At 65.1% G+C, this 23,700-nt stretch carries 26 protein-coding genes and 1 pseudogene; 7 read left to right on the forward strand and 20 right to left on the reverse strand.

What is annotated here, in order from left to right:
* Positions 1–14: 14 nt before the first annotated feature.
* A complete protein-coding gene (locus HYH08_RS35345) occupies positions 15–1,505 on the forward strand; it encodes an HWE histidine kinase domain-containing protein (protein WP_220014432.1) in 1,491 nt (496 codons plus the stop codon).
* Here the strand turns inward: HYH08_RS35345 and HYH08_RS35350 are convergent.
* A complete protein-coding gene (locus tag HYH08_RS35350) occupies positions 1,502–1,723 on the reverse strand; it encodes a hypothetical protein (RefSeq protein ID WP_220014433.1) in 222 nt (73 codons plus the stop codon). The genes HYH08_RS35345 and HYH08_RS35350 overlap by 4 nt on opposite strands.
* 141 nt (positions 1,724–1,864) lie before the next feature.
* Between HYH08_RS35350 and HYH08_RS35355 the strand changes: the two genes are divergently transcribed.
* Both HYH08_RS35355 and HYH08_RS35360 read left to right on the forward strand, forming a co-directional pair.
* Positions 1,865–2,134 carry a hypothetical protein gene (locus HYH08_RS35355; RefSeq protein ID WP_220014434.1) on the forward strand — a complete coding sequence of 90 codons (270 nt, stop codon included), beginning with the start codon at positions 1,865–1,867 and terminating at the stop codon, positions 2,132–2,134.
* A gap of 95 nt (positions 2,135–2,229) precedes the next feature.
* Complete coding sequence (locus tag HYH08_RS35360) at positions 2,230–2,475, forward strand: hypothetical protein (RefSeq protein ID WP_220014435.1); 246 nt, start codon at positions 2,230–2,232, stop codon at positions 2,473–2,475.
* 91 nt (positions 2,476–2,566) lie between these two features.
* On the opposite strand, the gene HYH08_RS35365 is transcribed toward HYH08_RS35360, so the two are convergent.
* Together HYH08_RS35365 and HYH08_RS35370 are read right to left on the reverse strand one after the other, a co-directional pair.
* Entirely contained in the window at positions 2,567–2,767 is a 201-nt protein-coding gene (locus HYH08_RS35365; RefSeq protein WP_220014436.1) for a hypothetical protein, read from the reverse strand.
* Between the two features lie 18 nt (positions 2,768–2,785).
* Positions 2,786–3,018 (reverse strand): annotated as a pseudogene (locus HYH08_RS35370) (hypothetical protein).
* Positions 3,019–3,133: 115 nt separating this feature from the next.
* On the opposite strand from HYH08_RS35370, the gene HYH08_RS35375 reads away from it, so the two are divergent.
* Complete coding sequence (locus tag HYH08_RS35375; RefSeq protein ID WP_220014438.1) at positions 3,134–3,328, forward strand: DUF3072 domain-containing protein; 195 nt, start codon at positions 3,134–3,136, stop codon at positions 3,326–3,328.
* A 72-nt stretch (positions 3,329–3,400) separates the two neighbouring features.
* Entirely contained in the window at positions 3,401–3,712 is a 312-nt protein-coding gene (locus HYH08_RS35380; protein ID WP_220014439.1) for a DUF6496 domain-containing protein, read from the forward strand.
* A gap of 13 nt (positions 3,713–3,725) precedes the next feature.
* On the opposite strand, the gene HYH08_RS35385 is transcribed toward HYH08_RS35380, so the two are convergent.
* Positions 3,726–4,088, reverse strand: a complete 363-nt coding sequence (locus HYH08_RS35385; RefSeq protein ID WP_220014440.1) for a hypothetical protein — start codon at positions 4,086–4,088, stop codon at positions 3,726–3,728.
* Positions 4,089–4,352: 264 nt separating this feature from the next.
* Positions 4,353–5,888: a Do family serine endopeptidase gene (locus HYH08_RS35390; RefSeq protein WP_220014441.1), complete on the reverse strand. Its 1,536-nt coding sequence runs from the start codon at positions 5,886–5,888 to the stop codon at positions 4,353–4,355.
* A gap of 195 nt (positions 5,889–6,083) precedes the next feature.
* On the opposite strand from HYH08_RS35390, the gene HYH08_RS35395 reads away from it, so the two are divergent.
* Positions 6,084–6,920 (forward strand): universal stress protein, encoded by an 837-nt coding sequence (locus HYH08_RS35395; RefSeq protein ID WP_220014442.1) that lies wholly within the window; start codon positions 6,084–6,086, stop codon positions 6,918–6,920.
* A gap of 13 nt (positions 6,921–6,933) precedes the next feature.
* Here HYH08_RS35395 and HYH08_RS35400 read toward each other — a convergent pair whose 3' ends face one another.
* The 11 genes from HYH08_RS35400 to HYH08_RS35450 all read right to left on the reverse strand — a co-directional run bounded on the left by HYH08_RS35400 (position 6,934) and on the right by HYH08_RS35450 (position 19,266).
* The gene (locus tag HYH08_RS35400; RefSeq protein WP_220014443.1) at positions 6,934–7,146 is read right to left on the reverse strand and encodes a hypothetical protein; all 213 of its coding nucleotides are present in this window, start codon (positions 7,144–7,146) and stop codon (positions 6,934–6,936) included.
* A gap of 175 nt (positions 7,147–7,321) precedes the next feature.
* Positions 7,322–9,199 (reverse strand): putative bifunctional diguanylate cyclase/phosphodiesterase, encoded by a 1,878-nt coding sequence (locus tag HYH08_RS35405; protein WP_220014444.1) that lies wholly within the window; start codon positions 9,197–9,199, stop codon positions 7,322–7,324.
* Complete coding sequence (locus tag HYH08_RS35410) at positions 9,196–10,347, reverse strand: FIST signal transduction protein (RefSeq protein WP_220014445.1); 1,152 nt, start codon at positions 10,345–10,347, stop codon at positions 9,196–9,198. The genes HYH08_RS35405 and HYH08_RS35410 overlap by 4 nt, the downstream gene beginning before the upstream one ends.
* 180 nt (positions 10,348–10,527) lie before the next feature.
* Positions 10,528–11,262 carry a ribulose-phosphate 3-epimerase gene (gene rpe, locus HYH08_RS35415; protein WP_220014446.1) on the reverse strand — a complete coding sequence of 245 codons (735 nt, stop codon included), beginning with the start codon at positions 11,260–11,262 and terminating at the stop codon, positions 10,528–10,530.
* Positions 11,259–12,191, reverse strand: coding sequence for a CbbX protein (gene cbbX / locus HYH08_RS35420; protein ID WP_220014447.1), 933 nt, complete (start codon positions 12,189–12,191; stop codon positions 11,259–11,261). Before cbbX ends, rpe begins: the two co-directional genes overlap by 4 nt.
* A 101-nt stretch (positions 12,192–12,292) precedes the next feature.
* Positions 12,293–12,700, reverse strand: a complete 408-nt coding sequence (locus HYH08_RS35425; RefSeq protein WP_220014448.1) for a ribulose bisphosphate carboxylase small subunit — start codon at positions 12,698–12,700, stop codon at positions 12,293–12,295.
* Between the two features lie 12 nt (positions 12,701–12,712).
* The gene (locus HYH08_RS35430) at positions 12,713–14,173 is read right to left on the reverse strand and encodes a form I ribulose bisphosphate carboxylase large subunit (protein ID WP_220014449.1); all 1,461 of its coding nucleotides are present in this window, start codon (positions 14,171–14,173) and stop codon (positions 12,713–12,715) included.
* 31 nt (positions 14,174–14,204) lie between these two features.
* Complete coding sequence (gene fba, locus HYH08_RS35435; protein ID WP_220014450.1) at positions 14,205–15,290, reverse strand: class II fructose-bisphosphate aldolase; 1,086 nt, start codon at positions 15,288–15,290, stop codon at positions 14,205–14,207.
* A 13-nt stretch (positions 15,291–15,303) separates the two neighbouring features.
* A complete protein-coding gene (gene tkt, locus HYH08_RS35440) occupies positions 15,304–17,325 on the reverse strand; it encodes a transketolase (protein WP_220014451.1) in 2,022 nt (673 codons plus the stop codon).
* A 16-nt stretch (positions 17,326–17,341) separates the two neighbouring features.
* Positions 17,342–18,217 carry a phosphoribulokinase gene (locus HYH08_RS35445; protein ID WP_220014452.1) on the reverse strand — a complete coding sequence of 292 codons (876 nt, stop codon included), beginning with the start codon at positions 18,215–18,217 and terminating at the stop codon, positions 17,342–17,344.
* Between the two features lie 11 nt (positions 18,218–18,228).
* Complete coding sequence (locus tag HYH08_RS35450; protein WP_220014453.1) at positions 18,229–19,266, reverse strand: class 1 fructose-bisphosphatase; 1,038 nt, start codon at positions 19,264–19,266, stop codon at positions 18,229–18,231.
* A gap of 119 nt (positions 19,267–19,385) precedes the next feature.
* On the opposite strand from HYH08_RS35450, the gene HYH08_RS35455 reads away from it, so the two are divergent.
* Positions 19,386–20,363, forward strand: coding sequence for a LysR family transcriptional regulator (locus HYH08_RS35455; protein WP_220014454.1), 978 nt, complete (start codon positions 19,386–19,388; stop codon positions 20,361–20,363).
* A 224-nt stretch (positions 20,364–20,587) separates the two neighbouring features.
* Here the strand turns inward: HYH08_RS35455 and HYH08_RS35460 are convergent, their stop codons facing one another.
* The 4 genes from HYH08_RS35460 to HYH08_RS35475 form a co-directional block, all read right to left on the reverse strand.
* Positions 20,588–20,785 (reverse strand): hypothetical protein, encoded by a 198-nt coding sequence (locus HYH08_RS35460; RefSeq protein WP_220014455.1) that lies wholly within the window; start codon positions 20,783–20,785, stop codon positions 20,588–20,590.
* Between the two features lie 138 nt (positions 20,786–20,923).
* The gene (locus HYH08_RS35465) at positions 20,924–21,343 is read right to left on the reverse strand and encodes a DUF4118 domain-containing protein (protein ID WP_220014456.1); all 420 of its coding nucleotides are present in this window, start codon (positions 21,341–21,343) and stop codon (positions 20,924–20,926) included.
* 146 nt (positions 21,344–21,489) lie between these two features.
* Positions 21,490–22,683: an MFS transporter gene (locus HYH08_RS35470; protein WP_220014457.1), complete on the reverse strand. Its 1,194-nt coding sequence runs from the start codon at positions 22,681–22,683 to the stop codon at positions 21,490–21,492.
* A 52-nt stretch (positions 22,684–22,735) separates the two neighbouring features.
* Entirely contained in the window at positions 22,736–23,353 is a 618-nt protein-coding gene (locus HYH08_RS35475) for a TetR/AcrR family transcriptional regulator (RefSeq protein WP_220014458.1), read from the reverse strand.
* Positions 23,354–23,700 lie beyond the last annotated feature (347 nt).

A 23,700-nucleotide genomic window follows, 5' to 3' on the forward strand; every position in this document is an offset into this window, starting at 1 on the left:
GTTTGGATCCGAGAATGGACCACGAAAAGGTCAATATCCTCCTCGTCGACGACCAGCCCGCCAAGCTGCTCGCCTATGAGGTGATCCTGAAGGAGCTCGGCGAAAACCTCGTGATCGCCTCGTCCGGCCGCGAGGCGCTGGAGGTGCTGCTCAAGACCGAGATCGCGGTGATCCTGGTCGACGTCTGCATGCCCGAGCTCGACGGCTTCGAGCTCGCCGCGATGATCCGCGAGCATCCGCGGTTCCAGAAGACCGCGATGATCTTCATCTCAGCGATTCAGGTCAGCGACATCGACCGGCTGCGCGGCTACGAGATGGGGGCGGTCGACTACGTGCCGGTGCCGGTCGTGCCGGAGGTGCTGCGCGCCAAGGTCAAGGTGTTTGCCGAGCTCTATCGCAAGACGCGCGAGCTCGAGCGGCTGAACCAGGATCTCGAGGATCGCGTTCGCGCCCGCACGGCGGAACTGGAGAATTCCACCGCAAAGCTGCGCGAGAGCGAAGAGCGGCGCAGCATGGCGATCGCGGCCGGCAAGATGGGGTCCTGGGATTGGGACTGGGTCAACGGCGACTGGATGTGGGACGAAGGCCAGTACCGCATTTTTGGCGTCAGCCCCGAGAGCTTCGAGGTCAACCCGGCCAACGTCCAGGCCCTGTTGCATCCCGACGACGTCGATCAGCTGCGCAAGGCCATCGCCGAGTTCAGCAAGGGCACGTCCGCCTATGAGACGGAGTTCCGCATCGTGCGGCCCGACGGCGATGTGCGCTGGTGCGTCGGCACGGCCGCCGCCACGGCCGACGACAGCGGCCGCGTGATCCGCGTGAGTGGCGTCACCGTCGACATCACCGAGCGCAAGCGCGCTGAAGAGCGACAAAATCTGCTGGCGCGCGAGGTCGATCATCGCGCCAAGAACGCGCTGGCGCTGGCGCAATCGATCGTACGCCTGACCCGTGCCGACGAGGTCAAGGCCTACGTCAACGCGGTCGAGGGGCGCATCAACGCGCTGGCCCGCGTGCACACGATCCTGTCGCTGTCGAGCTGGCAGGGCGCCGAACTGTCTAAGCTGATCGAGGAGGAGCTCGCGCCCTATTCGCTCGGCGGCCAGATCAAACTCTCGGGCCCCGAGGTTCAGCTGCTGCCCGCGACCGCCCAGACGCTCGCGCTGGCGCTGCACGAGCTCTTCACCAACTCGGCCAAATATGGCGCCCTCTCGACGCGCGCGGGTCGCCTCTTGATCGGCTGGCAGGTCGAGGAGGATCACCTCACGCTGAGCTGGGAGGAATCCGGCGGGCCGCTGGTGCGGACTCCGAAATCGCGCGGCTTCGGCACGCGGAGCCTGCTTGCAAGCGTCGAATCCCAGCTCGGCGGTCGGGCGCAATTTGATTGGCGCGCCGAAGGCCTGCTGTGCCGGCTGGAGGTGCCGCTGACCCGTAAGACCGCAGCAACAGCCACACCAGCTAAATTCGACGCTCCCACTCCCGCCGAGCTGCAGCGCGCCTCCGGTTAGCCAGACGCAGCCATCGTGACGTGCTCGGACGACCGCGGTTCAATAGCGACCCGGCCTTCGAGCCAGGCTTCCGTTCGCGCCAGATCACGCAGCGCCTTGGCATAGCGGCGTGCCGCACTGCGCTCGGCCCCGCGCGGCAGCTTGCGCGCCTTGCGCAGCATGTCCGCGGCCGCGTTGCGATAGGCCAGCGAGCGGTAAAGAAAAACGACCTTACCCATATCCGATGTTCCCGTGTTGATGCCGTTCATCCTCGCAAAGGCGGCATGAACGTCGGATGAAGCGGCAGATGACAATTCCTTCATGCGGAAGGAACCTGCGTGCATAGCGCGCGTTTGCCTGCTGAATCGAGGGTCGGTTCCATGCGTGCGAACAAGTCGCCCAAGAAGTCGCAGAGACTGATCTCTCCCACCGGCATCATCAAGCTCGTGACGCATACGATGATGGGCGCGGCGCTCGGGCTCACGTTCGGTCTCGCGCTCACTTTGTCGAATCCGGCGGTCGCCGATCTGCTCAATCACGGCGGAAGCCAGGCCGTCCTCGTTTTCACGCTCACATTGGTGACGACATTCGCGATCGGGGCAACGCTCACGGGCGTGGTGTTCATCCTTGCGGATGACGAGGAATCTTGAAGCGCGCGTGAAGCACGGCCCTTGCTTTGTCTGGAACTCTTGCGGCGGACAGCGGTTGGCTGCCTGCGTCAATTTAACCCAGGGAGTTCCACCGCATGAAGACGACCAAGCTCGCTCTCGCCGTGATGTTGGCAACCGGCCTCGCCGCCGCCCCGTTCGCCGCGCAGGCGAAGTCGCACAAGGCGAAACATGGATCGGCGATGTCATCGTCGCAGACCACCGGCGCAAACACCAAGTCCTCCAAGGGCGCCGATCCGTCCGGCCAAGGTGGCTCCGGTCCCGGCTCCGATCAGGGCGGCACCATGACGAACAACAAGAGCGGCATGAGCAACACCAAGTAAGCTCGCAAACGTACCGAAGGCCCCGCGATCGCGGGGCCTTCTTGCCTTGGTGTTCGATACAATCCTTCAAGCGCGACATCGTTGGCGCCCATCAACTCCGTTGGACGCCAAGGCCGCGGGCCGCAGAGGTCACCTTCACGAGATGGTCCAGCTGCGCGCGCTTGCGTGCGATCAGAAGCTGCGCCGCGGCATCGTCGAGGCCCTCGCGCTGCAATTGCCTGATGGCAGAGCCCAGTTCGAGAATCTCGGCGCGCAGCTTCAGGATCCGGTACGTGTCCGGGTCTTCCTCCACCGCGCGCCTCCAAAGCTCTCAGCGGCGCGTGATCGCGCGCAAGGAACTCCCGACTTGATGGCCCGACGTCTTCACCGGCGAAGCCGTACCCGGTCACGGACATCCGGCAGCACGTCGCCGCCGCCGGCCGCCTTCCATTCGCCGATCAGCAGATTGATTTTCTGGCGGAGATCCATCTGCGCCAGGGCCTTCTCCGTGCAGTCGCGGTCGCGATTGACGAGGTCGCGGACGGACGCCTCGATATCGGCCATCTCAAGCCTCAAGGCGCTGATTTTACGTCGAATTTCATTAATTCTGTTGTCCATGGCTTGTTAGAACAAAATAAGAACATATAGTCAAGTCACGATTTCAGAACGGAGAGGCCAGATGCAGGTTCAGGGTAAATACGACGCCAGGGTTTTCCTCAGCGAGCAGATGACGCGGGCGCAACGCCTGAGGCTGAAGCGGTTGAGCGAGGAGGCCTATCAGCCCGCACAGTACAATCGCGATCTGTCCTTCACTGAAGCCGCGCGCCGCATTCAGGTGCTGGAAGCCGAGATCGAGCTGGCGAACTCGTTCTGAGGGAGCGCAGCACGCGCTTGGGAACGATGAGTCAGCAATACGGTTCTTTCCCTGAGCCAAGGGAGAGAGCTGATGGCACGCAAGGCAAAGAAGCGCCGCTATTCGCGCAGCGCCGGCAACGATGTCGAGCGCGAGATGCGACGTTACAAGAAGGGCACCGCAAAAAGCGGCCCCGGCGGTCGTGGCGGGCGCGTGAAGAGCCGCAAGCAGGCGATCGCGATCGGTCTGTCGGAAGCGCGCGCGAAGGGCAAGAAGGTCCCAAAGAAGGCTTCGAAGCGAAAGAGCTCCAAGAAGACGGCCAAGAAGAAAACGACGAAGAAGAGAACGACCAAGAAAACCAAGACGGCAAGGAAGAGCGCGAAGCGCAAATCCAGCAAGCGGTGACGCTTAGCCGGCGTCAGATCATGCTGCCCGGCATGAAGCAGCGGATCGAAATCCCAAACGCGGTCTTCACCGGCCAAACCATGGTGCGCCCTGCCCGGTTCGGCTCGGTGATCACGGCTTCATCCGGCACATCCACCCATTGCCCGTCGAGCCGGACGCGATAGTGCCCCTCATGCGATTCCCAGTCGGGATCCGAGACGGCAAATCCGTCGGCGTCGGAACAGCACGGGCCGAGGTGGCTGCGCAGGCTGTCGAACCAGGGTTTCAGGGGTGAGTTGGCGTAGCGACCATCGTCGCGCCCGAGGGCGCTTCCGGTCGTCAGCACGATCGGCGCCGCCAGCAGCGCATATCTCAGCGAGAGCTTCAATCGATCCATGTCGGCACCGATCAATGCGAACCCCGGTTCCACAAGCCGACCGGACGTTCGAAGTTCCACTCCAGCGACTGGGCGTCCTCATTGACGCCAAAGCCCTAAACGCGATTCCGAACTGTGACGGGCGAACGCGGCTTTTTCGGACGAACCCGTCATCAATGCTGCCGTTAACGAGAATGTTATCGGCCCCTGGGGGTATCTTCCAGACGCGCACGAAAAAGGCGGCCCCCGGGCCGCCTTTTGAGCCTGCCGTCGAAAGCGAGCCGCTTACGCCAGCGGCACCGCGACGAACCGGGTCGCGTCCGCGTTCTTGACCTGCAGCAGCACGCTGTTCTTGCCGGACGATTTGGCCTGCGCCAGTTCGGTACGGACATCCGCGACATTGGCAACGGGCTTGCCGCCGACATTGAGGATGACGTCGCCAGCCTGGATGCCGCGCTGCGCGGCGGGTCCTTCCGGATCGACCTGGGTCACAACAACGCCCTTCTGACCGGCGCCCTGCACCTCGCCAGCCGGCGCCAGAGCGAGGCCGAGGCGCGGCGTACCCGCATTCGACTGCGTCTTGCCCTCGTCAGCTTTCGCTTGCCGCTCGTTCGGCAGTTCGCCGAGCGCGAGCGTCACCGTCCTGGTTCCGCCCTTGTGGACAATGTCGAGCTTCACGGAGCTGCCCGGCGCCAGCGTAGCGATGGTGCGAGCGAGATCGCGGGAGTCCTTGATCGCGGTCCCGTTGACGGCCGTGATGACGTCTCCGGCTTCGATGCCGGCCTTCGCCGCGGGGCTGCCATCCTGCGGATTGTCGACGATCGCGCCGCGCGCCTCCTTCAGGCCGAGGCTGTCCGCGATCTCCGCCGTCACCGGCTGCACCTGCACGCCGAGCCAACCGCGGGTGACCGCGCCCTTGTCCTTCAACTGCGCGACGACGAGCTTTGCGGTCGTGGACGGGATGTCGAAGCCGATGCCGACCGAGCCGCCGGACGGCGAGAAGATGGCGGTGTTCACGCCGATCACGTTGCCGTTCATGTCGAAGGCCGGGCCGCCGGAATTGCCTTTGTTGATCGGCGCGTCGATCTGGATGAAATCGTCATAAGGCCCGTTGCCGATGTCGCGGCCGCTGGCCGAGACGATGCCGGCGGTCACGGTGCCGCCGAGGCCGAAGGGGTTGCCGACCGCGACGACCCAGTCGCCGATCCGCGGCTTCTGGTCGGCGAACTTGACGAAGGGAAAGTCCTTCTTGCCGTCGACCTTGATCAGCGCGAGATCGGTCTTCGGATCGGTGCCGACCACCTTCGCGGTGTAGACCGTGCCGTCATCCATCGTCACCTGCACGGACTCGGCGTGGTCGACGACGTGATTGTTGGTCACGGCATAGCCGTCGGCCGAGATGAAGAAGCCGGAGCCCTCGCCCGTGATCACCTGGTGGCGCTGGCGCGGCATGCCGTTCATGCCACCCGGGCCGCGGAAGCCGAACTGACGCGAGAACTGGTCGAACGGGGAATCCTCGTCCTGATCCATCCGGTTCTGTTGCAGCATTGCGCTCTTGTCGTTGTCCTGGTCGATCTTGACCCGCACCGAGATGACGGCGGGTTTGACCTTGGCGACGAGATCGCCGAAGCCCGGCGGCGTCGCGGCGCTTTCCGCAGCCTGGGCCGGCGCGATGAAGGAGGTCAGGCCGAGCGGCGAAGACGCGGGAGAAGCAGCCAGCACGGCCACGCCAAGCGCGGCCACAGTGCCGAGCAGCGCCAGCCGGCGAGGCCTCAGGATCTTGCGGGACGTTGTGGTGTCGGAATTGACGCGGTCATTCATGTCGAAATGTCCATGTTGGGTAAGGTGTCGCCTTGCACCCAACATGGACATCGCCACCTTACGACGTCCCGTCCGTCCGATTAAAACTTGGCAAAGGTGCCTCGGCCGACGCTGCATGTTTGATGCAGCTCAACGCGGCCCCTGCGCGCAGTGAAAGACTGCGGCCATCGGATGATGTCCAGCGGAGGCGCGGCCATGTACAACGACATTCTCGTCCACATCCCGACCGAGCGGGCGATGCGTCCCGTGATCGACGGCTCGATCTCGCTGGCAGCGCATCTCAACGCCCATATCGACGCGGTCGCGGTCGGCTATGTCGCAACCAGTGCAGCTTACATCATGGAGGGCGGCGCCGCGGTCGCGGCCGTGTTCGAGATGGAACGCGAGCGCGCGGTGGAAAGAGCCGAGGCGGCCCTCGCGGTCTTCAGAAGCGAGGCGGCCAATGCCGGCATTTCCTACGATTGCCACCCGCTCGGCGCGCTCCCGGCCGATGCCGCCGGCTCGCTCGGCGAGATGGCGCGGCTGCACGACCTCAGCATCGTGCTCCAGCCCGATCCAGCGCAGGGTTCATTCGACAACGATGTGCCGGGCGAGATCCTGTTCCGGTCGGGCGGCCCGGTGCTGTTCCTGCCCTACACCTTCCGCGGCGCCTTCAGCGCGAAGCGGATCGGCATCTGCTGGGACGGCAGCCGGCTCGCCGCGCGCGCGATGCGCGACGCAACGTCGTTCCTCGCCCGCGCCGAGGAGATCGTGATCATCACCATCAACGAGGCCGACGCAGCGTCCGGCGAAGTGTCGGCGACCAACCTGGCCAGACATCTCGGCCGCCGCGGGCTTTCGACCCGCATCGCCGGCCTGCCCGCAGCGCGCTCCGACATCCAGCCGACCATCCTGTCGCTGGCCGCCGACGAGAACCTGGACCTGCTGGTGATGGGCGGCTACGGCCATTCGCGATTGCAGGAGCGCATCCTCGGCGGCGTCACCCGCGCCATGCTGGAAGCCATGACGGTGCCGACGCTGATGTCGCACTAGCCGCCTGACGCTCTCACGCCGCGGCGGGGGCCTCCCATGCTGCGGCCGCGAGGATGTCATCGTCGCGTTGCGCATTGCACGCGTCGAAATGCGCCTTCAGCGCAAGCTCGGCGAGATGCTCGAAATGTTCGGCCTGGCCGAGGAGTTCCCAGGTCTGCAGCGGCCGGTAGGCCGCCTGCTGACGACAGAGGGACGCCAGCGCGCGGTAGCGACGTACGTTCTCCATGAGACCCTCCCTCGCATTCACAGGGCTTATTACCCTGATTTGCGTCAGGCCGATGGCGCTTGTGCAAAACATTTATGCGCGCACAGCCCGGCTGATCGCCGTTAACTTTTGAGAAATGCGCGCGTGCATTTTAGTTCCAAACGCGCTGGTCTGCACGCGGAACTTGGCAGGCAGCCTAGGCGTAAAGCCGCCGCACCACGGCGACGCCGATCAGGTCGAGATAGCGCTCGATCAGGTCAGGGCGGCCGACGAGATAGCCCTGCATCTCCTCGCAGGCCTCCTGTTCCAGGAAGGCACGCTGCGCCTCGGTCTCCACGCCCTCGGCGACGACCGGAATGTTCAGCGCGTGCGCCAGGCTGAGGACGGCGCGGACGATCTCGGCCGATTGCGGCGTCGCCTCGAGATTGGAGATGAAGCTGCGGTCGATCTTGATCTTGTCGAACGGAAACGACTGGAGATAGGACAGCGAGGAATAGCCGGTGCCGAAATCGTCCATCGCGATGCGGATGCCGAGCGCCTTCAGCCGCCGCAGCAGATTGAGCGCGCGAGTAAAATCGCCGATCAGCACACCCTCGGTGATCTCGACCTCGAGCCGCGTCGGTGCGAGCCCGGTCTCCAGCAGGATCTGGTGGATCGAGCGCTCGAGATCGCCGGCCTGGAACTGGATCGGCGACAGATTGACCGCGACCTGCAACGGCCGCGGCCAGGATGCTGCCTCGCGGCAGGCCTCGCGCAGCACCCATTCGCCGATCTGGATGATCAGCCCGTTCTCCTCCGCGAGCGGAATGAACCGGTCCGGCGGCACGAAGCCGCGCGTCGGGTGCTTCCACCGCAGCAGCGCCTCGAAGCCGATCACCTCGCCATCCATCCGCGCCTGCGGCTGGAAGTAGACCAGCAACTGGTTCTGCTCCAGCGCGTGGCGCAGATCGTGCTGTAACAGCCTGCGGTCGCGCAGCTCCTGGTCCATCTCGGATTCGAAGAAGCAGACCCGGCCCCTGCCCTCGCGCTTGGCGCGATAGAGCGCGGAATCGGCGTTGGCGAGAAGGGTTGCGGCGTCGACGCCGTCATCGGGATAGACGGCGATACCGACGCTGACGCCCACCTGGGAGAGATAGTCGTCGACCTCGAGTTCCTTGCCGATGACCTCGACCAGGCGCTCGCCGAGCGTCAACGCCTCCTCGCGCCTGGCCTGCTCGGGCATCAGGATCATGAACTCGTCGCCTCCGATGCGCGCGACGAAGGTGCCGTCGGCCTCCGCGGCGAGACGATCCGCCGCCGCCCGCAGCAGCATGTCGCCGACCGGGTGGCCGAACACGTCGTTGACCTCCTTGAAGCGGTCGAGATCGAGACTGAGCACCGCAAAGCTGGTGGAAGCTTCCTGTGCTCGCTCCAGCCGTTCATCCAGCGCGGCGTTGAACGCGCTGCGGTTCGGCAGGTCGGTCAGGGCGTCGTGATGGGCAAGGTGGCTGATCCGGGCCTCGTTGGTGATCCGCTCGGTCACGTCTTCGATGACGCCGACGACATATTGCGGCGCGCCGTTGCTGTCGCAGACCAGCAGCTTGCGGGAATTGACCAGGCGGTCATGACCGTTGACGCCGACCTCCAGCAGGTGCCCCTCCTGGAACATCGGCGTGCCGCTGTCGACGACGCGACGATCCTGCTCGCTGACGACGCGGGCGATCTCCTTCGGAAAGATCTGTTCGGGCGTCTTACCGAGCATCTCTTCGCGCGGCATGCCATAATACTCTTCGCCGGCGCGATTGAGCAGGACGTAGCGGGAGTCCTTGGCGTCCTTGGCGAACACCGCGATCGGGATGTTCTCGATGATGCTGTCGAGGAATTCGCGCGCCCGCAGCAGATCCTGCTCGGCACGCCTGTGGGTCTGCTCGAGCTCCTCGATCATCAGCTTGATCGCACGATCGGTGCGGCGGCGGTCGCGGTCGCTCTCCTCATAGGCCGCGCTGACGAGCTCACCGAGCCTGGTCAGATCGACCTTCCCGGATTCGTCGGTGGCCTGGCGTATCTGTCTTGCCAGCAAACGATGCGTGGTCACGCAGCCGCCTCCGCGATGACGGTCACGGTCATGGTCTGGTTGTGCAGCTCGCAGCGGCCGGACGCGGACGGGGGCGCAATCTCGCCGTAGGAGTAGAAGCCGATGCGCACGACGTCGTCGCCGAGCTCGGCGGCAACCGCATCCAGCTCGTCCTGCGTGCGCTGGCCCATCACCCTGCGACGGCCGGTGCAGCTCACCAGGATCGCGAGCTTGTCGCCCTCGATCCCGTCCGCGAGCGCGCTGCGCGCCTGCCGGCCCGCTTCGCCCGCGCCGGCGGCGAGGCTGTCGAAATTGGCACGCATCAGCTGCGCGGTGCATCCTTGCGGAATATCGGCGGCGAAAGTCAGCGTCCCGGCGTCGCGATCCACCGCGAAGACCGAACGCACGATCTGCCGGTGCGGCTCGGCCTCATCGTGGATGCGCAAGGGAAAGGCCAGGCCCGAGCCCGGCATCGCCGCGGCCTCTTCATCGCCGAGATAACGGGTGTAGAGATCCAGCGGCGGCTCGCCGTCGAGCTCGATTACCACGGGGCCTTCCGACTTCGTCACCTTGCGGCGCGGACCGAACACGTCCCAGCCCCCGGCGCAGCCATGGGCGAAACGGAAGGCCTCGCCATAGAAGCCGATCGCGGCAACGCGGTTCGGCGCTGGCTCACCATCGGCTCCGACCAATGTCTGCTCGAACTGGGTACCGTCGCCGGCAAGCCCACCGGTGACATGCAGGTCCGATCCCAGTACCTCGGTAATCCCGGCAAGCAGCTCGCCGCCGTTCACGGACAGTCCGTCCGAGAGCACGAACAGCCCCGCGAGATCCGCCGCGCTGGCCTGACGCGCAAGACGCACCCCGCAGGCGCGCGATCCCTCACGGGATTCAATGACCTCATTCACCACCCGCACCCGCGTTCGCGCGAAGCGCAAGGCAACGGCGACGACCTCGTCGTCGCTGATATCGTCACCGTGGATCTGTCCGCCGGTGCTGCAACCGATGACGTGACTATCGGGATAGCGATCGCGCAGTTCGCGATAACGCGCGCCGCCGGCCAGTCCTTCCCGATTGCCGAAATAGAGCACGAGCTGAGCGGGCTCGCGTGGGGCGTTCGCTCCGCGCCAGCCATGGGCAGCATTCCAGTGAAGATATTGAATGTGCATCCCACGCGCTCTCTGCGGTCTTTGAACCACAGATTGTGGCGCGGCGCATTGCGTCGCCGTTAATCGGGCGCCTGCTTCATGACCGTTGGTTACCCCGGCATGAAGGCGGCGATGGATTCGCGATCAATTCCCCGTAGCAGCCCGGAGAAACGCCGCGCCCGCCTGCTGCGCCTCCGTAATCTACCGGAGCCGCACCGCTTCGCCGGCGCGCCTCGGTGGCGCGGAGCTTTGTTGCGGTTTTGGAGCTCTCGCAGCTTCCGCAGCGACACGAATGGCCGCGATGTTGCCGGCATAATCGCTGCCCTTGCCGCGGAACAACGCGGACCCCGCGACCAGCGTATCGGCGCCGGCGGCAGCCACCACGGCAGCGTTGTCGCGCGTGACTCCGCCATCGACTTCGAGCCGGATCGACCGATCGCCGATCATGCCGCGAATGCGTCCGATTTTTTCGAGCTGGGACTCGAGGAACGACTGCCCTCCGAAGCCCGGGTTGACCGTCATCACCAGCACGAGGTCGAGACGGTCGAGCAAATATTCAATCGTGCTCTCTGGGGTGGAGGGACACAGGCTGACGCCCGCCTTCTTGCCGAGCGCGCGGATCGCCTGGAGCGAACGATCGAGATGCGGGCCGGCCTCGGCATGAATCGTGATGACATCCGCACCCGCCTTGGCGAAGGCATCGAGATAGGGATCGACGGGTGCGATCATCAGATGCACGTCGAAGACTTTCTTCGTCAGCGGCCGGATCGCCTTGATGATATCGGGGCCGAAGCTGATGTTTGGAACGAAATGCCCGTCCATGACGTCGCAATGGATCCAGTCGGCGCCGGCTGCATCGATCGCTGCGATCTCCTCGCCGAGACGCGCGAAGTCCGCCGCCAGGATCGACGGGGCAATGATGATCTCCCTGGTCATGGGTTGGCACTCCGCGCGTCGGCGCCGCCGCTGAAGACGCGGCTCGCCAGCACATCCGCCGGGTCGATCGTTTCGAGATCAGCGACATCGAGCATGCGGTCCAGATCGGACACCAGACGATCGGCCTGCCGCAGCCGGATGCGATCCACCGCATTGCGGATCGAGCGGGCATTGGAGAAGAACGGCTGGCTCCGACGCAACTCGATATATTTCTCGAACGCTTCGCGCGCTGCCGCCGAAAAGCGATAGCCGCGCTCCTTCAGCATCAATTCGGCGATGACCAGCAGCTCGGCTTCTGCATAATCCGGGAATTCGATGTGATGGGCGATGCGCGAGCGGAATCCGGGATTGGAGGCGAAGAAGCTCGTCATGCGCTCGCCATAGCCGGCGAGGATGACGACGAGGTCCTCGCGCTGGTTCTCCATCACCTGGAGCAGGATCTCGATCGATTCCTGGCCGTAGTCACGCTCGTTGTCGGGGCGATGCAGATAATAGGCCTCGTCGATGAAGAGCACGCCGCCCATTGCCTTCTTCAAGATCTCCTTCGTCTTTGGCGCGGTGTGGCCGATATATTGCCCGACGAGATCGTCGCGTGTCACCGAGATCACCTGCCCCCGCCGCACGAAGCCGAGCCCGTGCAGAATCTTGGCCATGCGCAGCGCGACCGTGGTCTTGCCGGTGCCGGGATTTCCGGTGAACGACATGTGCAGCGTCGGCGGCGCTGAGGCGAGGCCAGCGCGCTGCCGGATGCGCTCGATCAGCAGCAGCGAAGCGATCTGGCGCACGCCGTTCTTCACCGGCTTGAGCCCGATCAACTCTTGATCCAGCTGCTGCAGCGTGTCGGTGATCCCGGCCGCCTCGGCCTCCTTGCGGAGATCGAAGCTTGTCTCGCCCGGCTCGTCGGTCGTTGGGTGGGGAACATCCAGCATGGCTACCTCGAAGAAAAGAGCTTCGCCGCGGGGGGGAAGCGGCGAAGCAGTGGTCCGCCAAGGAAACGGAGCAGGGAGTGCTCCGTGCGGAGGGAGAACGGTTATTGAGCGGCGTGCGCGGCCGGCTTTCGCACGGTGGTGTAGCGGATCGCGCGTCCCCCCACCTCCTGCCGCACCAGCTCGAACTCGGCCTCCTGCGGTGGCCGGTTGACGATGAAGGAGATCCGCACCGATTCCCAACCGTGGCTGGAGTCGAAGCCGCTGACGCGGATGTAGCGGTCGCCATAGACCCGGCGGCACTCCGCGAGCTCCATCATCACGCCGGCAGCGTCCTGGAGATCGAACATCGGCAGGCCCCACATCTCCCAATAGGTGTTGCGGGGATGCGGATCGTCGGTGAACTCGATGTTCACCGCCCAGCCGTTGGCAAGGCAATATTGCACCTGCTTGGTGATCTGGTCATCGGTGAGTTCAGGCAGGAACGAGAAGCAGCCCTGGGTTAGCTTCATTTTCACAACTCCTCAGACGGTTTCCAGCGCCGTTGGCACGAAGTCCGGCGTGTCGGTCGATTGATAGTTGAAGGTGACGTCCTTCCAGACATCGAGCGCCGATTTCAGCGGCGTACAGGTTTGCGCTGCCTTGGCCAGGATCTCCGGGCCTTCGTGGACATAGTCGCGGCCCTCGTTGCGGGCGAGGATCATCGCTTCCAGCGCCACGCGGTTGGCGATCGCGCCGGCTGCGATGCCCATGGGATGGCCGATGGTGCCGCCGCCGAATTGCAGCACGACGTCCTCGCCGAGCAGATCGAGCAATTGGTGCATCTGGCCGGCATGGATGCCGCCGGACGCCACCGGCATCATCTTGTTCAGGCTCGCCCAGGACTGATCGAAGAAAATACCGTGCTCGAGCCTGGCCGGGTTGAAATCCTCGCGGCAGACATCGTAATAGCCGCGCGTGGTGTTGGGATCGCCTTCGAGCTTGCCGACCACCGTACCGGCATGGATGTGGTCGACGCCCGCGAGCCGCATCCATTTGGCGATGACGCGGAACGACACGCCGTGGCTCTTCTGCCGCGTATAGGTCGAATGACCGGCGCGATGCAGATGCAGGATCATGTCGTTGCGCCGCGCCCATTTCGCCATGGACTGGATCGCGGTGTAGCCGATCACGAGGTCGATCATGACGATGCACGAGCCGAGCTCCTTCGCGAACTCTGCGCGTTCGTACATGTCCTCCATCGTGCCTGCAGTGACGTTCAGATACGTGCCCTTCACCTCACCCGAAGCCGCCTGCGCCCGGTTCACGGCCTCCATGCAATAGAGGAAACGATCACGCCAGTGCATGAAGGGCTGCGAGTTGATGTTTTCGTCGTCCTTGGTGAAGTCGAGCCCACCCTTCAGCGCCTCGTAGACGACGCGGCCGTAATTGCGGCCCGAGAGGCCGAGCTTCGGCTTCACGGTCGCGCCGAGCAGCGGCCGCCCGAACTTGTCGAGCCGCTCGCGCTCGACCACGATGCCGGTCGCCGGCCCTTGGAACGTTTTCACATAAGCGACCGGGAAACGCATGTCCTCCAGACGCAGGGCCTTCAGCGGCTTGAAGCCGAAGACGTTGCCGATGATCGAGGCCGACAGGTTGGCGATCGAGCCCGGTTCGAACAGGTCGAGGTCATAGGCGATATAGGCGAAATAAGAGCCCGGCGAGCCCGGGACCGGATCGACGCGGTAGCACTTCGCGCGGTACTTTTCGGCGGCGGTCAGGCGATCCGTCCACACCACGGTCCAGGTCGCAGTCGAGGATTCACCGGCGACCGCGGCGGACGCCTCGATCGGATCGACGCCTTCCTGCGGCGTGACGCGGAACAGCGCGATGACGTCCGTGTCCTTCGGCGTGTAGTCGGGCTCCCAATAGCCCATGCGCTTGTATTCCATCACGCCCGAGCGATAGCGTTCTTTGCCGCGGACGGTTCCAGCATGTGCATTCATGGCTCTCTCCTGCTCTTCTCTCTCTGAATGACTAGGCGGCGACGGGTTCGCGGGCGCCGACGCGCGGATCGAGCTCGCCGGCACGGTAACGCCGCGCCATCTCACTCAAGGGAATGACCTTGATCTTGCTGGCATGGCCCGCGGTGCCGAACTGCTCGAAACGATCGCGGCAGAGCTCGCGCATCGCATCCATTGCGGGCTTGAGGAATTTGCGCGGATCGAACTCGCTACGACTTTGCGCGGCCACCTTGCGGAACACCGCGGTCATGGCGAGGCGGCAATCGGTATCGATATTGACCTTGCGCACGCCGCTCTTGATGCCTCGGACGATCTCCTCCACCGGCACGCCCCAGGTCTGCGGCATCTCGCCGCCGAACTGGTTGAACATGTCCTGCAGCGGCTGCGGCACCGACGAGGAGCCGTGCATCACCAGATGCGTGTTCGGCAGAAGACGATGGATCTCCTCGACCACCCGCATTGCCAGGATGTCGCCATCCGGTTTGCGGCTGAACTTGTAGGCGCCGTGCGAGGTGCCCATCGCGATCGCCAGCGCATCGACCTTGGTGGCGCGAACGAAATCGACCGCCTGATCGGGATCGGTCAGCAACTGGTCGTGGCTAACCTTGCCCTCGACGCCATGACCATCCTCCTGCTCGCCGCCGCCATGCTCGAGCGAGCCGAGCACGCCGAGCTCGCCCTCGACGGAGGCGCCGACCCAATGGGCGAGATCGACGACGCGGCGGGTGATCGCGACGTTGTAGTCGTAGTCGGCCGCAGTCTTGGCGTCGGCCTTCAGCGAGCCGTCCATCATCACCGAGGTGAAGCCGTGAGCGATGGCGGAGGCGCAAGTCGCCTCGTCATTGCCGTGATCCTGGTGCATGCAGAGCGGAATGTCCGGATAGGTGCGCTCCAGCGCGTCGATCATGTGCGAGAGCATGAGATCGCCGGCATAGCTGCGTGCACCGCGCGAGGCCTGGATGATGACGGGCGCATCGACCTCGGCCGCCGCCTGCATGATCGCGATGCCCTGCTCCATGTTGTTGATGTTGAACGCCGGCACCGCGTAGCCATGGCTTGCGGCATGATCGAGCAGTTGGCGAAGAGTGATACGGGCCATGGACTTCCTCCTGTTATTCCTTGCGAGCGCGGGCGATCGCCCGGCGCGCGGCTTCGGCCACGCTTTGCGGCGTGATCCCGAATTCGCGGTAGAGCACCGGCGCGGGCGCCGAGGCGCCGAAGCCGCGCATGCCGACGAACTCACCGTCCTCGCCAATCCAGCGATGCCAGTCGCCGGCGACCGCCGCCTCGACAGCAACACGCGGTGCGGCGCCGAGCACGGAGGCGCGGTAATCGTCCGGCTGCTCCTCGAACAAGGCGAAGCAGGGCGCGGAGACGACGGCCGCGCGGATGTGCTCAGTCGCGAGCAGGCGGGCGGCTTCCAGCGCGATCGAGACCTCCGAGCCGGTCGCGATCAGCGTCACGTCGCGGCCGCCATCCGGCGAAACGACGAGATAGGCGCCGCGGGCGACACGGTTCTTGCCGCGCGCATCGCTGCGGAAGGTCGGCAAGGCCTGCCGCGACAGGCACAGCACGGATGGACGATCTTCGCTCGCGAGCGCGCAGTCCCAGGCTTCCAGCGTCTCGACCGCATCGGCGGGGCGGAACACAAGCAGGTTCGGAATCACGCGCAACGCCGCGAGATGCTCAACCGGCTGATGCGTCGGCCCATCCTCGCCGAGCCCGATGGAATCGTGCGTCATCACATGAATGACGCGCAGCCGCATCAGCGCCGCAAGGCGGATGGCCGGTCGGCTGTAATCGGAGAAGGCGAGGAACGTGCCCCCGTAGGGAATGAAGCCGCCATGCAGCGCCAGGCCGTTCATTGCGGCGGCCATGCCGTGCTCGCGAATGCCGTAGTGGATATAGTCGCCGACGAACGCGCCGCGCTTGACCGGAGACTGCACCTTGGCGTGCGTCAGGTTCGAATGCGTCAGGTCCGCGGAGCCGCCAACGAATCCGGGAATGGTCGCGGCGATGCCGTCCAGCACCTGTTGCGAGGCCTGCCTTGTCGCAAGCTTCGGCCGCTCGCTGGCAAAGCGTTCGCGCAATTTCGCGGCGGCCAGCGCATAGGCGGCCGGCAGGGCGACGGCCTTGCCCTCGACGAACAGATCGCGCTGCTCGGGGGTCGCGCCTTCATAGCGATCGAGCCAGGCGAGACGTTCGACCTGTCCGCGCTGCCCGATCATCCGCCACGCCTTCGCGACGGGAATCGGAACGACGAAGGGTTGATAGTCCCAGCCGAGCGTCCGACGCGCTGCCGCCGTCTGCTCGGTGCCGAGCGGCGTGCCATGCGCCTTCTCGGTCCCCTGCCTATCGGGCGCGCCATAGCCGATGATGGTGCGGCAGGCGATCAGCGACGGTTTTGTGCTCTCGCGCTCCTCTGCGATCGCCTGCGCAACGGCCTCTGGATCGTGGCCGTCGACGCGGCGTACCGACCAGCCGGAGGCGGCGAAGCGCGCGAGCTGGTCATCGGATGTTGCCAGCGATGTCGGCCCGTCGATCGAGATACCATTGTCGTCGAACAGCACGATCAGGCGGCCGAGCCCGAGATGGCCGGCGAGCGAGATCGCCTCCTGGCTGATGCCCTCCATCAAGCAGCCGTCGCCGGCAATCACATAAGTGAAGTGATCGACCAGATCGTCGCCATGCCGCGCGTTGGCCATGCGCTCGGCGAGCGCCATGCCGACCGCCGTCGCGATGCCCTGCCCCAGGGGTCCCGTCGTGGTCTCGACCCCAGGCGTGTGGCCATATTCGGGGTGACCAGGCGTCTTCGAGCCCCATTGGCGAAACGCCTTGATATCGTCCAGGCTGACGTCCCCGCCGGTGAGATGCAGCAGCGCATAGAGCAGCATCGAGCCGTGGCCTGCCGACAGCACGAAACGGTCGCGGTCCGGCCAATTCGGATGCGCCGAGTCGAATTTGAGGAAACGCGAGAACAGCACGGTCGCAACATCGGCCATGCCCATGGGCAGGCCGGGATGGCCGGACTGCGAGGTCTCGATGGCATCGACCGCCAGGAAGCGGACGGCGTTGGCGAGATCGTTATGCGTGACGGCCGTGAGATCGGCTTCGGCGTGGACGGAGATGTTCATCTGTTTCTCTCCCTGTTCACTTCAGGCTGCGCTTGCGCTCGATCAGCTGCATGATCAGCGGCGTCAGGATCAGCTGCATCGCGAGATCGAGCTTCGCGCCCGGGCACACGATCGAGTTCGCACGCGACATCCAGCTGTGCGGCAGCATCGAGAGCAGATAGGGAAAGTCGATCCCGCGCGGATTCTTGAAGCGGATCACGACCATGGATTCGTCAGGCGTCGGAATCCAGCGCGCGATGAACGGATTGGAGGTGTCCACCGTCGGCACCCGCTGGAAGTTGATGTCGGTCTCGGTGAATTGCGGGCAGATGTAGTGGATGTAATCAGGCATGCGCCGCAGGATCGTGTCGGTGACGGCCTCGGTCGAATAGCCGCGCGCGCTGCGGTCGCGGTGCAGTTTCTGGATCCATTCGAGATTGATGACGGGCACGACGCCGATCTTGAGGTCGGCATAGCGCGCGACATTCACCTTGTCGGTGACGACGGCGCCGTGCAGGCCTTCGTAGAACAGCAGGTCGGAGTTCTCCGGCAGCTGCTTCCATTCGGTGAAGGTGCCGGGTGCGGCGCCATGCAGCGCGGATTCCTCGCCATCGTGCACGTAGTGCCGCGTCACCGCCGTTCCGGTTTCGCCATAGTCGCGGAACGCCCTCTCCAGCTCCTCGAACAGATTGGTCTCGGGGCTGAAATGGCTGAAATGCTTGTTGCCGCGCTCGGCTTCCTTGGCCATCTGCGTGCGCATCTCGGCGCGGTCATAACGATGGAAGGCGTCTCCTTCAATATAGGCGGCGTTGACCTTCTCGCGGAAGAAGATCTGCTCGAAGGTCTTCTTGACCGAGGTAGTGCCGGCGCCGGAGGAGCCGGTGATGGAGATGATCGGATGCTTTCTCGACATGCGGCCCTCCTCTACAGCCGGAAGAATCCGCGCCGCGCGAACAGCGGCGCCGAGACGCTGGCGACCAGCAGCGGGTCGCAGTGCAGCTCCTCGACGCGCCGCACCTCGTTGCTCGAGCCCATGATCAGCGGCACGCGCTGGTGCAGGCTTTGCGCGGAGAGATCGAGGATGCGCTCGCGCCCGGTCGTGGCGGAGCCGCCGGCCTGCTCGATGATCATCGCCATCGGATGCGCCTCGTAAACGAGGCGCAGGCGGCCGTCGCCATAGCCGGGGCGCGCGTCGGATGGATAGAGGAACACGCCGCCGCGGGTGAGGATGCGATAGGCCTCGGCAACCAGCGAGCCGATCCAGCGCATGTTGAAATTGTGGTTGGCTGGGCCTTCGACACCGGCGAGGCATTCATCGACGAAGGCCCGCACCGGAGAATCCCAGTGCCGGCGGTTCGACGCATTGATCGCGAACTCCTCGCAGGCCTCGCAGATCTGCACGCCGCCGCGCGCGAGACGGAAGCAGCCGGCTTTGCGGTCGAGCGTGAAGATGTCGACGCCATCGCCCATCGTCAGCACCAGCGAGGTCTGCGGGCCATAGGTGACGAAGCCCGCCGCGAGCTGCGCCGAGCCGCGCTGGTGGAAGGCGAGCGCGACATCGTCCGGCGCGGGCTGGATCGAGAAGATCGTGCCGACGGTCATGTTGATGTCGATGTTGGAGGAGCCGTCGAGCGGATCGATCGCGACGCAGATGCGCCCGTCGCGGTCGACGATCTGCGGCTCGCGCATCTCTTCCGAGGCAAGCGCTGCGATCGGCAGCTTGGCCAGGCAGCGGCGCAGGATCGCATCCGCCTGGACGTCGAGATCGCGCTGGACATCACCATCGCTGTTGCGGCCGGTGGTCAGACCCGCGGCGTCAGCGAGATCGCCTGTCGCCATGAGGTCAGCGATCTCGATCGCCGCCGCCGCGATCGCATCGATCGCCGCCGCAACCGCCAGCGCATGCGGCGCCGTCTCGGAATAGCGTTGAAGGTGGTCGTTCAGCCTGAGTTGCCCGGTCATCTGCGTCCATCCCCTTGCGGGCGCCGCACCATTTCCCTCCCCGGCGGAGGCAGGTCGCGGTCAGTCCCGGCATCAGGAGATTGACAGGGGCGACTTAATAAGGAAAATTTCTATTCATAATGAGTGCCAAAGAATTTTCTTATAATGGCTCCGGTCATGCGGCAGCCCAGCTCCGGCATCTGACGATCCGGCAGCTGCGCTCGCTCGCGGCACTCTCGGCCAAGGGCAGCGTCACGGCCGCTTCCAGTCACCTCGGCCTGACCCAACCCGCGGTGACCCAGCAGCTGCGCCAGCTCCAGGACCTCGCCGGTTTGCCGCTGGTGCAGCGGACCGGCGACGGCATGCTGCTGACGGAGGCCGGCCGCGAGGTGCTGGCACTCGCGGAGCGCGTCGAAGCCGCGATTATGGACTGCCAGGGCGCACTTGACCTGCTCGCGGGGCGGACAGGCGGGACGGTGCATCTCGGCGCGGTCTCGACGGCGAAATATTTCGTGCCACACGCCATCGCGGCATTCTCCAAGCGACATCCGAAGATCGAGATCAAGCTCACCATCGGCAATCGCGAGGAGATCCGCGAGGCCATGCACGGCTACGAGCTCGATTGCGCGGTGATGGGGCGGCCACCGGCCGATGTCAGCGTCGACGTCCGTCAGCTCGGGCGCAATCCGCACATCATCGTCGCCCGCAAGGGGCACTGGCTGGCGAAGGACTCCGGCCTCAGCCTGACCGATCTCGTGCACGAGACCTTCCTCACCCGCGAGCCGGGCTCGGGCACACGCACGCTGATGGAAGGCATGTTCCAGAAGTCCGATCTCGAGCCGATCATCGGCATGGAGATGAGCAGCAACGAGACCATCAAGCAGGCGGTGATTGCCGGGCTCGGTATCGCCTTCATTTCGGCGCACACCGTGGCGCACGAGCTCGCCGAGGGCCGCCTGATCGTGCTCGACGTCGCGGGTCTGCCGATCGTGCGGCAATGGTACGTGATCCGCCGCAGCGACAAGGTGCTGCTGCCGCCCGCGCAGGCGATGTTCGATTTCCTGGGATCGGAAGGCTCGAACTATCTCCCTGACGTGCCCGAGCTCGGCGAGCGCTAGCTCGCCGATGCTCACCCCATCAGCTTCATCGCGATCGTCGCCGCCAGGACGACGATGATCTGGAGCAGACGCTCTGTCGTGAAAATGCGGTTGAAGGTGGTCATCGCTTGCCCCCGGCCGGCGTGAAGAAGATCTCGGCGCGTTGCTATCACACGCGAGCACCGACACAATCCGTAGTCGCCCCGGATTGCCCGCCCCGCCACAGCCAACCGCGCGGCTGGCACTCAGGCCGCAAGCGGCGTGCCGTAATCCATGCGCGCGGCAAAATAGGCTTCCAGCTCCGACAGCGCCCGCGCTTCCCATTCCCCCGCCTGCTCCAGCAGCGACCAGCGCTGGCCCGGGCGGAATGCAGCGGTCTGGCGATAGAGCGATGCGATGCCGCGATAGCGGCGCACGTTCTCCAAGATGGCGTGACCGTTCATGTCCGAAAACTCCCTCGTCATTCCCGAGGGAGAAATTGCGGCCAAATCTTTTTCGAAAAGTTAGCGGCTCGAGCCAAGCGCACGGATGGTTGCCGGATTGTTGCGTGCGCGCAACGCGATCAGTCGTCCGTCGCAGATTTATTGCGAATTCGTTGCCGCGCTCTCGCCCGAAGGCTTCAGCCCGCCGCGACTGACGATCGCCATCGTCTCGCGGCAGAGGTCGGCAAGCCCGATCAGGAGCACGGCGCTGACGCAGAACAGGTTGATGGAATCTGCGGCCGCACTGCTCAATGGCGTGAACTGGAAGAACGGCGGGATGAACGCCCACCACACCAGCGGAATGGTGAGCAGCGCGGCGAATACCGCCGCCGGCGCGCCTGCGACAAATCCGAGCACGAACAGGCTGGGCAGGAACACCGCGAAATAGAGTTTTGCGCCGAGCGCGACGCAGACGCCCTGAAGCGCAGCCGACGCGGCGACGACGACCAGCCCGAGCAGAAATGCCAGCCACGACCACGGCCGTACCTGCGGTACGCCAAACAGTCCCGCACGCTCCATCAGCCTCCCCCTGCCGCCCGTTAACCAAGGCCCGCTTGCAACCAAAGTACTACAGCGGCAGGGAAACCGCGAGATGGAAATTGCGCCCTCCCGCGGGCCGGTATCCGGGGCTGGTAAACGGCCGCGTCGCACCGCTCTCGGGGCCCCTATTCGGTGGCCGCATAGAGCAGGCCCGCGACCGGCAGGGCAAGGCCAATGGCCGATGCCAGCGTCCAGCCGCCTTGCGCAAAGGCCCAGGCGCCGACCGCGGAGCCGGCGGCGCCGGCCGCGAAGAACGTCGCCATGTAGAGCCCGTTGAGGCGGCTGCGATGCTCGTGCCCGAGCACAAAGATGGCGCGGAAGCCGAGCACGACATTGCCCTGGCAGCCGAGATCGATGGCGATCGCGGCAACGAGGAGACAAGCGAGGTTCAGCATCGATCCGGCGGCCCCGACAAACGTCACGAGGAAACCGAACGCAGCGAGCAGCATCGCGACCAGGGTCGCGACACGGCTGTGACCGCGGTCCGCGAGCCGGCCTGCGACCGGGGCCGAGAACACGCCGGCGACGCCGGCGAGCGCGAACAGGGCGATGCCGCTCTGGGTGAAACCGAACTCACGCGCGAGTTGGAGCGGCGCGACCGTCCAGAACAGGGTGAAGCAGCCGAACAGGCTCGCCTGATAGAGCGCACGACGGCGGAGCAGCGGCGTGGTGCGGACCAGATGCGGCATCGACAGCAGCAGCGTGCCGTAATGCATGCGCGCGACGGGCTTTCGCCTCGGCAGCGTCAGCCACAACACGGCGGCAAGCGCGATCATCAGCGCGGCGGAGCCGAAGAACACCGCATGCCATGACGACGCCGCGGTGACGAAGCTCGACACCGGCCGCGCCAGCATGATGCCGAGCATCAGGCCGGTCGAGACATTGCCGACGACGCGGCCACGGATCGCCTCCGGCGCCAGATGAGCCGCATAGGGAATGATGATCTGCACCGCCACCGAGCCGAGCCCGATGAACAGCGCCGCGATCAGGAACGGCAGCGCGTGGGTCGAGAATGCGGCCGCGAGCAGCGCCGCAGCGCCGAGCAGGATGACCGAGCAGATCAGCAGACGGTTCTCGACGAGGTCGCCGAGCGGCACGATGAACAGCAGCCCCGTGCCGTAACCGATCTGCGTCATCGTCACGATCAGCCCCGCCGCCGCATGCGACAGGCCGAGCGCGGCGCTGATCGGGGCGATCAACGGCTGGGCGTAGTAGATGTTGGCGGCGACCATGCCACAGGCCGCGGCGAGCACGAAGGTCAGTCGCTGCGACACCGCATCCGGCTCGGGCGCGGTCTCGATCGTGGCATTCATCGTCATTCACGCGGTCTCCAATAGATCGGGAACGGTCATTCCCGAATACGACAGAAATTCAGGCGAGCAGTTTCATTGCGATGGCGACCAGACGGTCGCCGTCGAGCGGTAGGCGCGCCTTGCCGACGACGCGCAGCCCCTGCGTGATGCAGATCATCAGCCGCGCGGTGGCGTCGACCTCGACATGGCCGGGGATCGAGCCGTCGGCCTGGCCTTCGCGAATGAGGCCGGCGATGAAGCTCTCGTTGGTCTTGAGCTGGGCGCTGACGCGGGCAGCGACGACGGGATCGACCGCCGACAACTCGACCGCACTGCCGACCACGAGGCAGCCCCGCCGCCCCTCGATTCCTTGCGAATGTTCGACATAGGACAGCAAGACCTGGCGCAGGCGCTCGCGGCCATTCTCGCCGCGCGCCGCCGCGTTGCGCGTCTGCTCCTGGCGCAGCGCCGTGTAGCGCTCGAACGCCGCCATAAACACGGCGTGCTTGTCGGCAAACGCCTTGTAGACGCTGCCGGTTGCGAGCCGCATCGCCGCGGTGAGGTCGCCGATCGAGGTCGCATGATAGCCCCGCTCGCGAAACACGCGCAGGGCGCGGTCGAGCGCGGTCTCCATGTCGAATTCGCGAGGACGACCGGGCGGACGGGCCGGTTGCGACATACGGGCGGCTTTTTGCATTGCGGCATAATAGGGAACAATCGTTTCCGAATAAAGACACGGAGTTGTGATTGTGGGGGAATGGTCGCCGTGTTTCGGCGCCAAACCGTCATCCTGAGGTGCGAGGCATGGGACGCATCGCGTCCCATGGAGAGCCTCGAAGGATGACGGTGATAGATAGGTGCTCGCTGTTTCCACGTCGTCACTGCGAGCGCAGCGACTTGTCCGCCGAAGCTTTGGCGAAGGCGGAAGCAATCCAGAATCCCTCCGCGGACGGATTCTGGATTGCTTCGTCGCAAGAGCTCCTCGCAATTGTGCATGTTCACTAATTCGCTGATCGAATTCATCCTGTTGAGGGAGAATTCTGA

The sequence above is a fragment of the Bradyrhizobium sp. BR 10289 genome (assembly GCF_019455385.1).
In the GTDB taxonomy this organism is placed as follows: Bacteria; Pseudomonadota; Alphaproteobacteria; order Rhizobiales; family Xanthobacteraceae; genus Bradyrhizobium.

Bases quoted from the DNA above. Each gene is read 5' to 3' on its own strand.
- HYH08_RS35380 (WP_220014439.1), top strand. From the start codon at position 3,401: ATGGCACGCAAGGCAAAGAAGCGCCGCTATTCGCGCAGCGCCGGCAAC.
- HYH08_RS35430 (WP_220014449.1), bottom strand. From the start codon at position 14,173: ATGAATGCACATGCTGGAACCGTCCGCGGCAAAGAACGCTATCGCTCG.
- rpe (WP_220014446.1), bottom strand. From the start codon at position 11,262: ATGACCAGGGAGATCATCATTGCCCCGTCGATCCTGGCGGCGGACTTC.
- HYH08_RS35390 (WP_220014441.1), bottom strand. From the start codon at position 5,888: ATGAATGACCGCGTCAATTCCGACACCACAACGTCCCGCAAGATCCTG.
- HYH08_RS35355 (WP_220014434.1), top strand. From the start codon at position 1,865: ATGCGTGCGAACAAGTCGCCCAAGAAGTCGCAGAGACTGATCTCTCCC.
- cbbX (WP_220014447.1), bottom strand. From the start codon at position 12,191: ATGCTGGATGTTCCCCACCCAACGACCGACGAGCCGGGCGAGACAAGC.
- HYH08_RS35445 (WP_220014452.1), bottom strand. From the start codon at position 18,217: ATGTCGAGAAAGCATCCGATCATCTCCATCACCGGCTCCTCCGGCGCC.
- tkt (WP_220014451.1), bottom strand. From the start codon at position 17,325: ATGAACATCTCCGTCCACGCCGAAGCCGATCTCACGGCCGTCACGCAT.
- HYH08_RS35465 (WP_220014456.1), bottom strand. From the start codon at position 21,343: ATGGAGCGTGCGGGACTGTTTGGCGTACCGCAGGTACGGCCGTGGTCG.
- HYH08_RS35455 (WP_220014454.1), top strand. From the start codon at position 19,386: ATGAGTGCCAAAGAATTTTCTTATAATGGCTCCGGTCATGCGGCAGCC.
- HYH08_RS35470 (WP_220014457.1), bottom strand. From the start codon at position 22,683: ATGACGATGAATGCCACGATCGAGACCGCGCCCGAGCCGGATGCGGTG.
- HYH08_RS35375 (WP_220014438.1), top strand. From the start codon at position 3,134: ATGCAGGTTCAGGGTAAATACGACGCCAGGGTTTTCCTCAGCGAGCAG.
- HYH08_RS35410 (WP_220014445.1), bottom strand. From the start codon at position 10,347: ATGCACATTCAATATCTTCACTGGAATGCTGCCCATGGCTGGCGCGGA.
- HYH08_RS35360 (WP_220014435.1), top strand. From the start codon at position 2,230: ATGAAGACGACCAAGCTCGCTCTCGCCGTGATGTTGGCAACCGGCCTC.
- HYH08_RS35460 (WP_220014455.1), bottom strand. From the start codon at position 20,785: ATGAACGGTCACGCCATCTTGGAGAACGTGCGCCGCTATCGCGGCATC.
- HYH08_RS35475 (WP_220014458.1), bottom strand. From the start codon at position 23,353: ATGCAAAAAGCCGCCCGTATGTCGCAACCGGCCCGTCCGCCCGGTCGT.
- HYH08_RS35450 (WP_220014453.1), bottom strand. From the start codon at position 19,266: ATGACCGGGCAACTCAGGCTGAACGACCACCTTCAACGCTATTCCGAG.
- HYH08_RS35425 (WP_220014448.1), bottom strand. From the start codon at position 12,700: ATGAAGCTAACCCAGGGCTGCTTCTCGTTCCTGCCTGAACTCACCGAT.
- HYH08_RS35350 (WP_220014433.1), bottom strand. From the start codon at position 1,723: ATGGGTAAGGTCGTTTTTCTTTACCGCTCGCTGGCCTATCGCAACGCG.
- HYH08_RS35345 (WP_220014432.1), top strand. From the start codon at position 15: ATGGACCACGAAAAGGTCAATATCCTCCTCGTCGACGACCAGCCCGCC.
- fba (WP_220014450.1), bottom strand. From the start codon at position 15,290: ATGGCCCGTATCACTCTTCGCCAACTGCTCGATCATGCCGCAAGCCAT.
- HYH08_RS35385 (WP_220014440.1), bottom strand. From the start codon at position 4,088: ATGGATCGATTGAAGCTCTCGCTGAGATATGCGCTGCTGGCGGCGCCG.
- HYH08_RS35395 (WP_220014442.1), top strand. From the start codon at position 6,084: ATGTACAACGACATTCTCGTCCACATCCCGACCGAGCGGGCGATGCGT.
- HYH08_RS35400 (WP_220014443.1), bottom strand. From the start codon at position 7,146: ATGGAGAACGTACGTCGCTACCGCGCGCTGGCGTCCCTCTGTCGTCAG.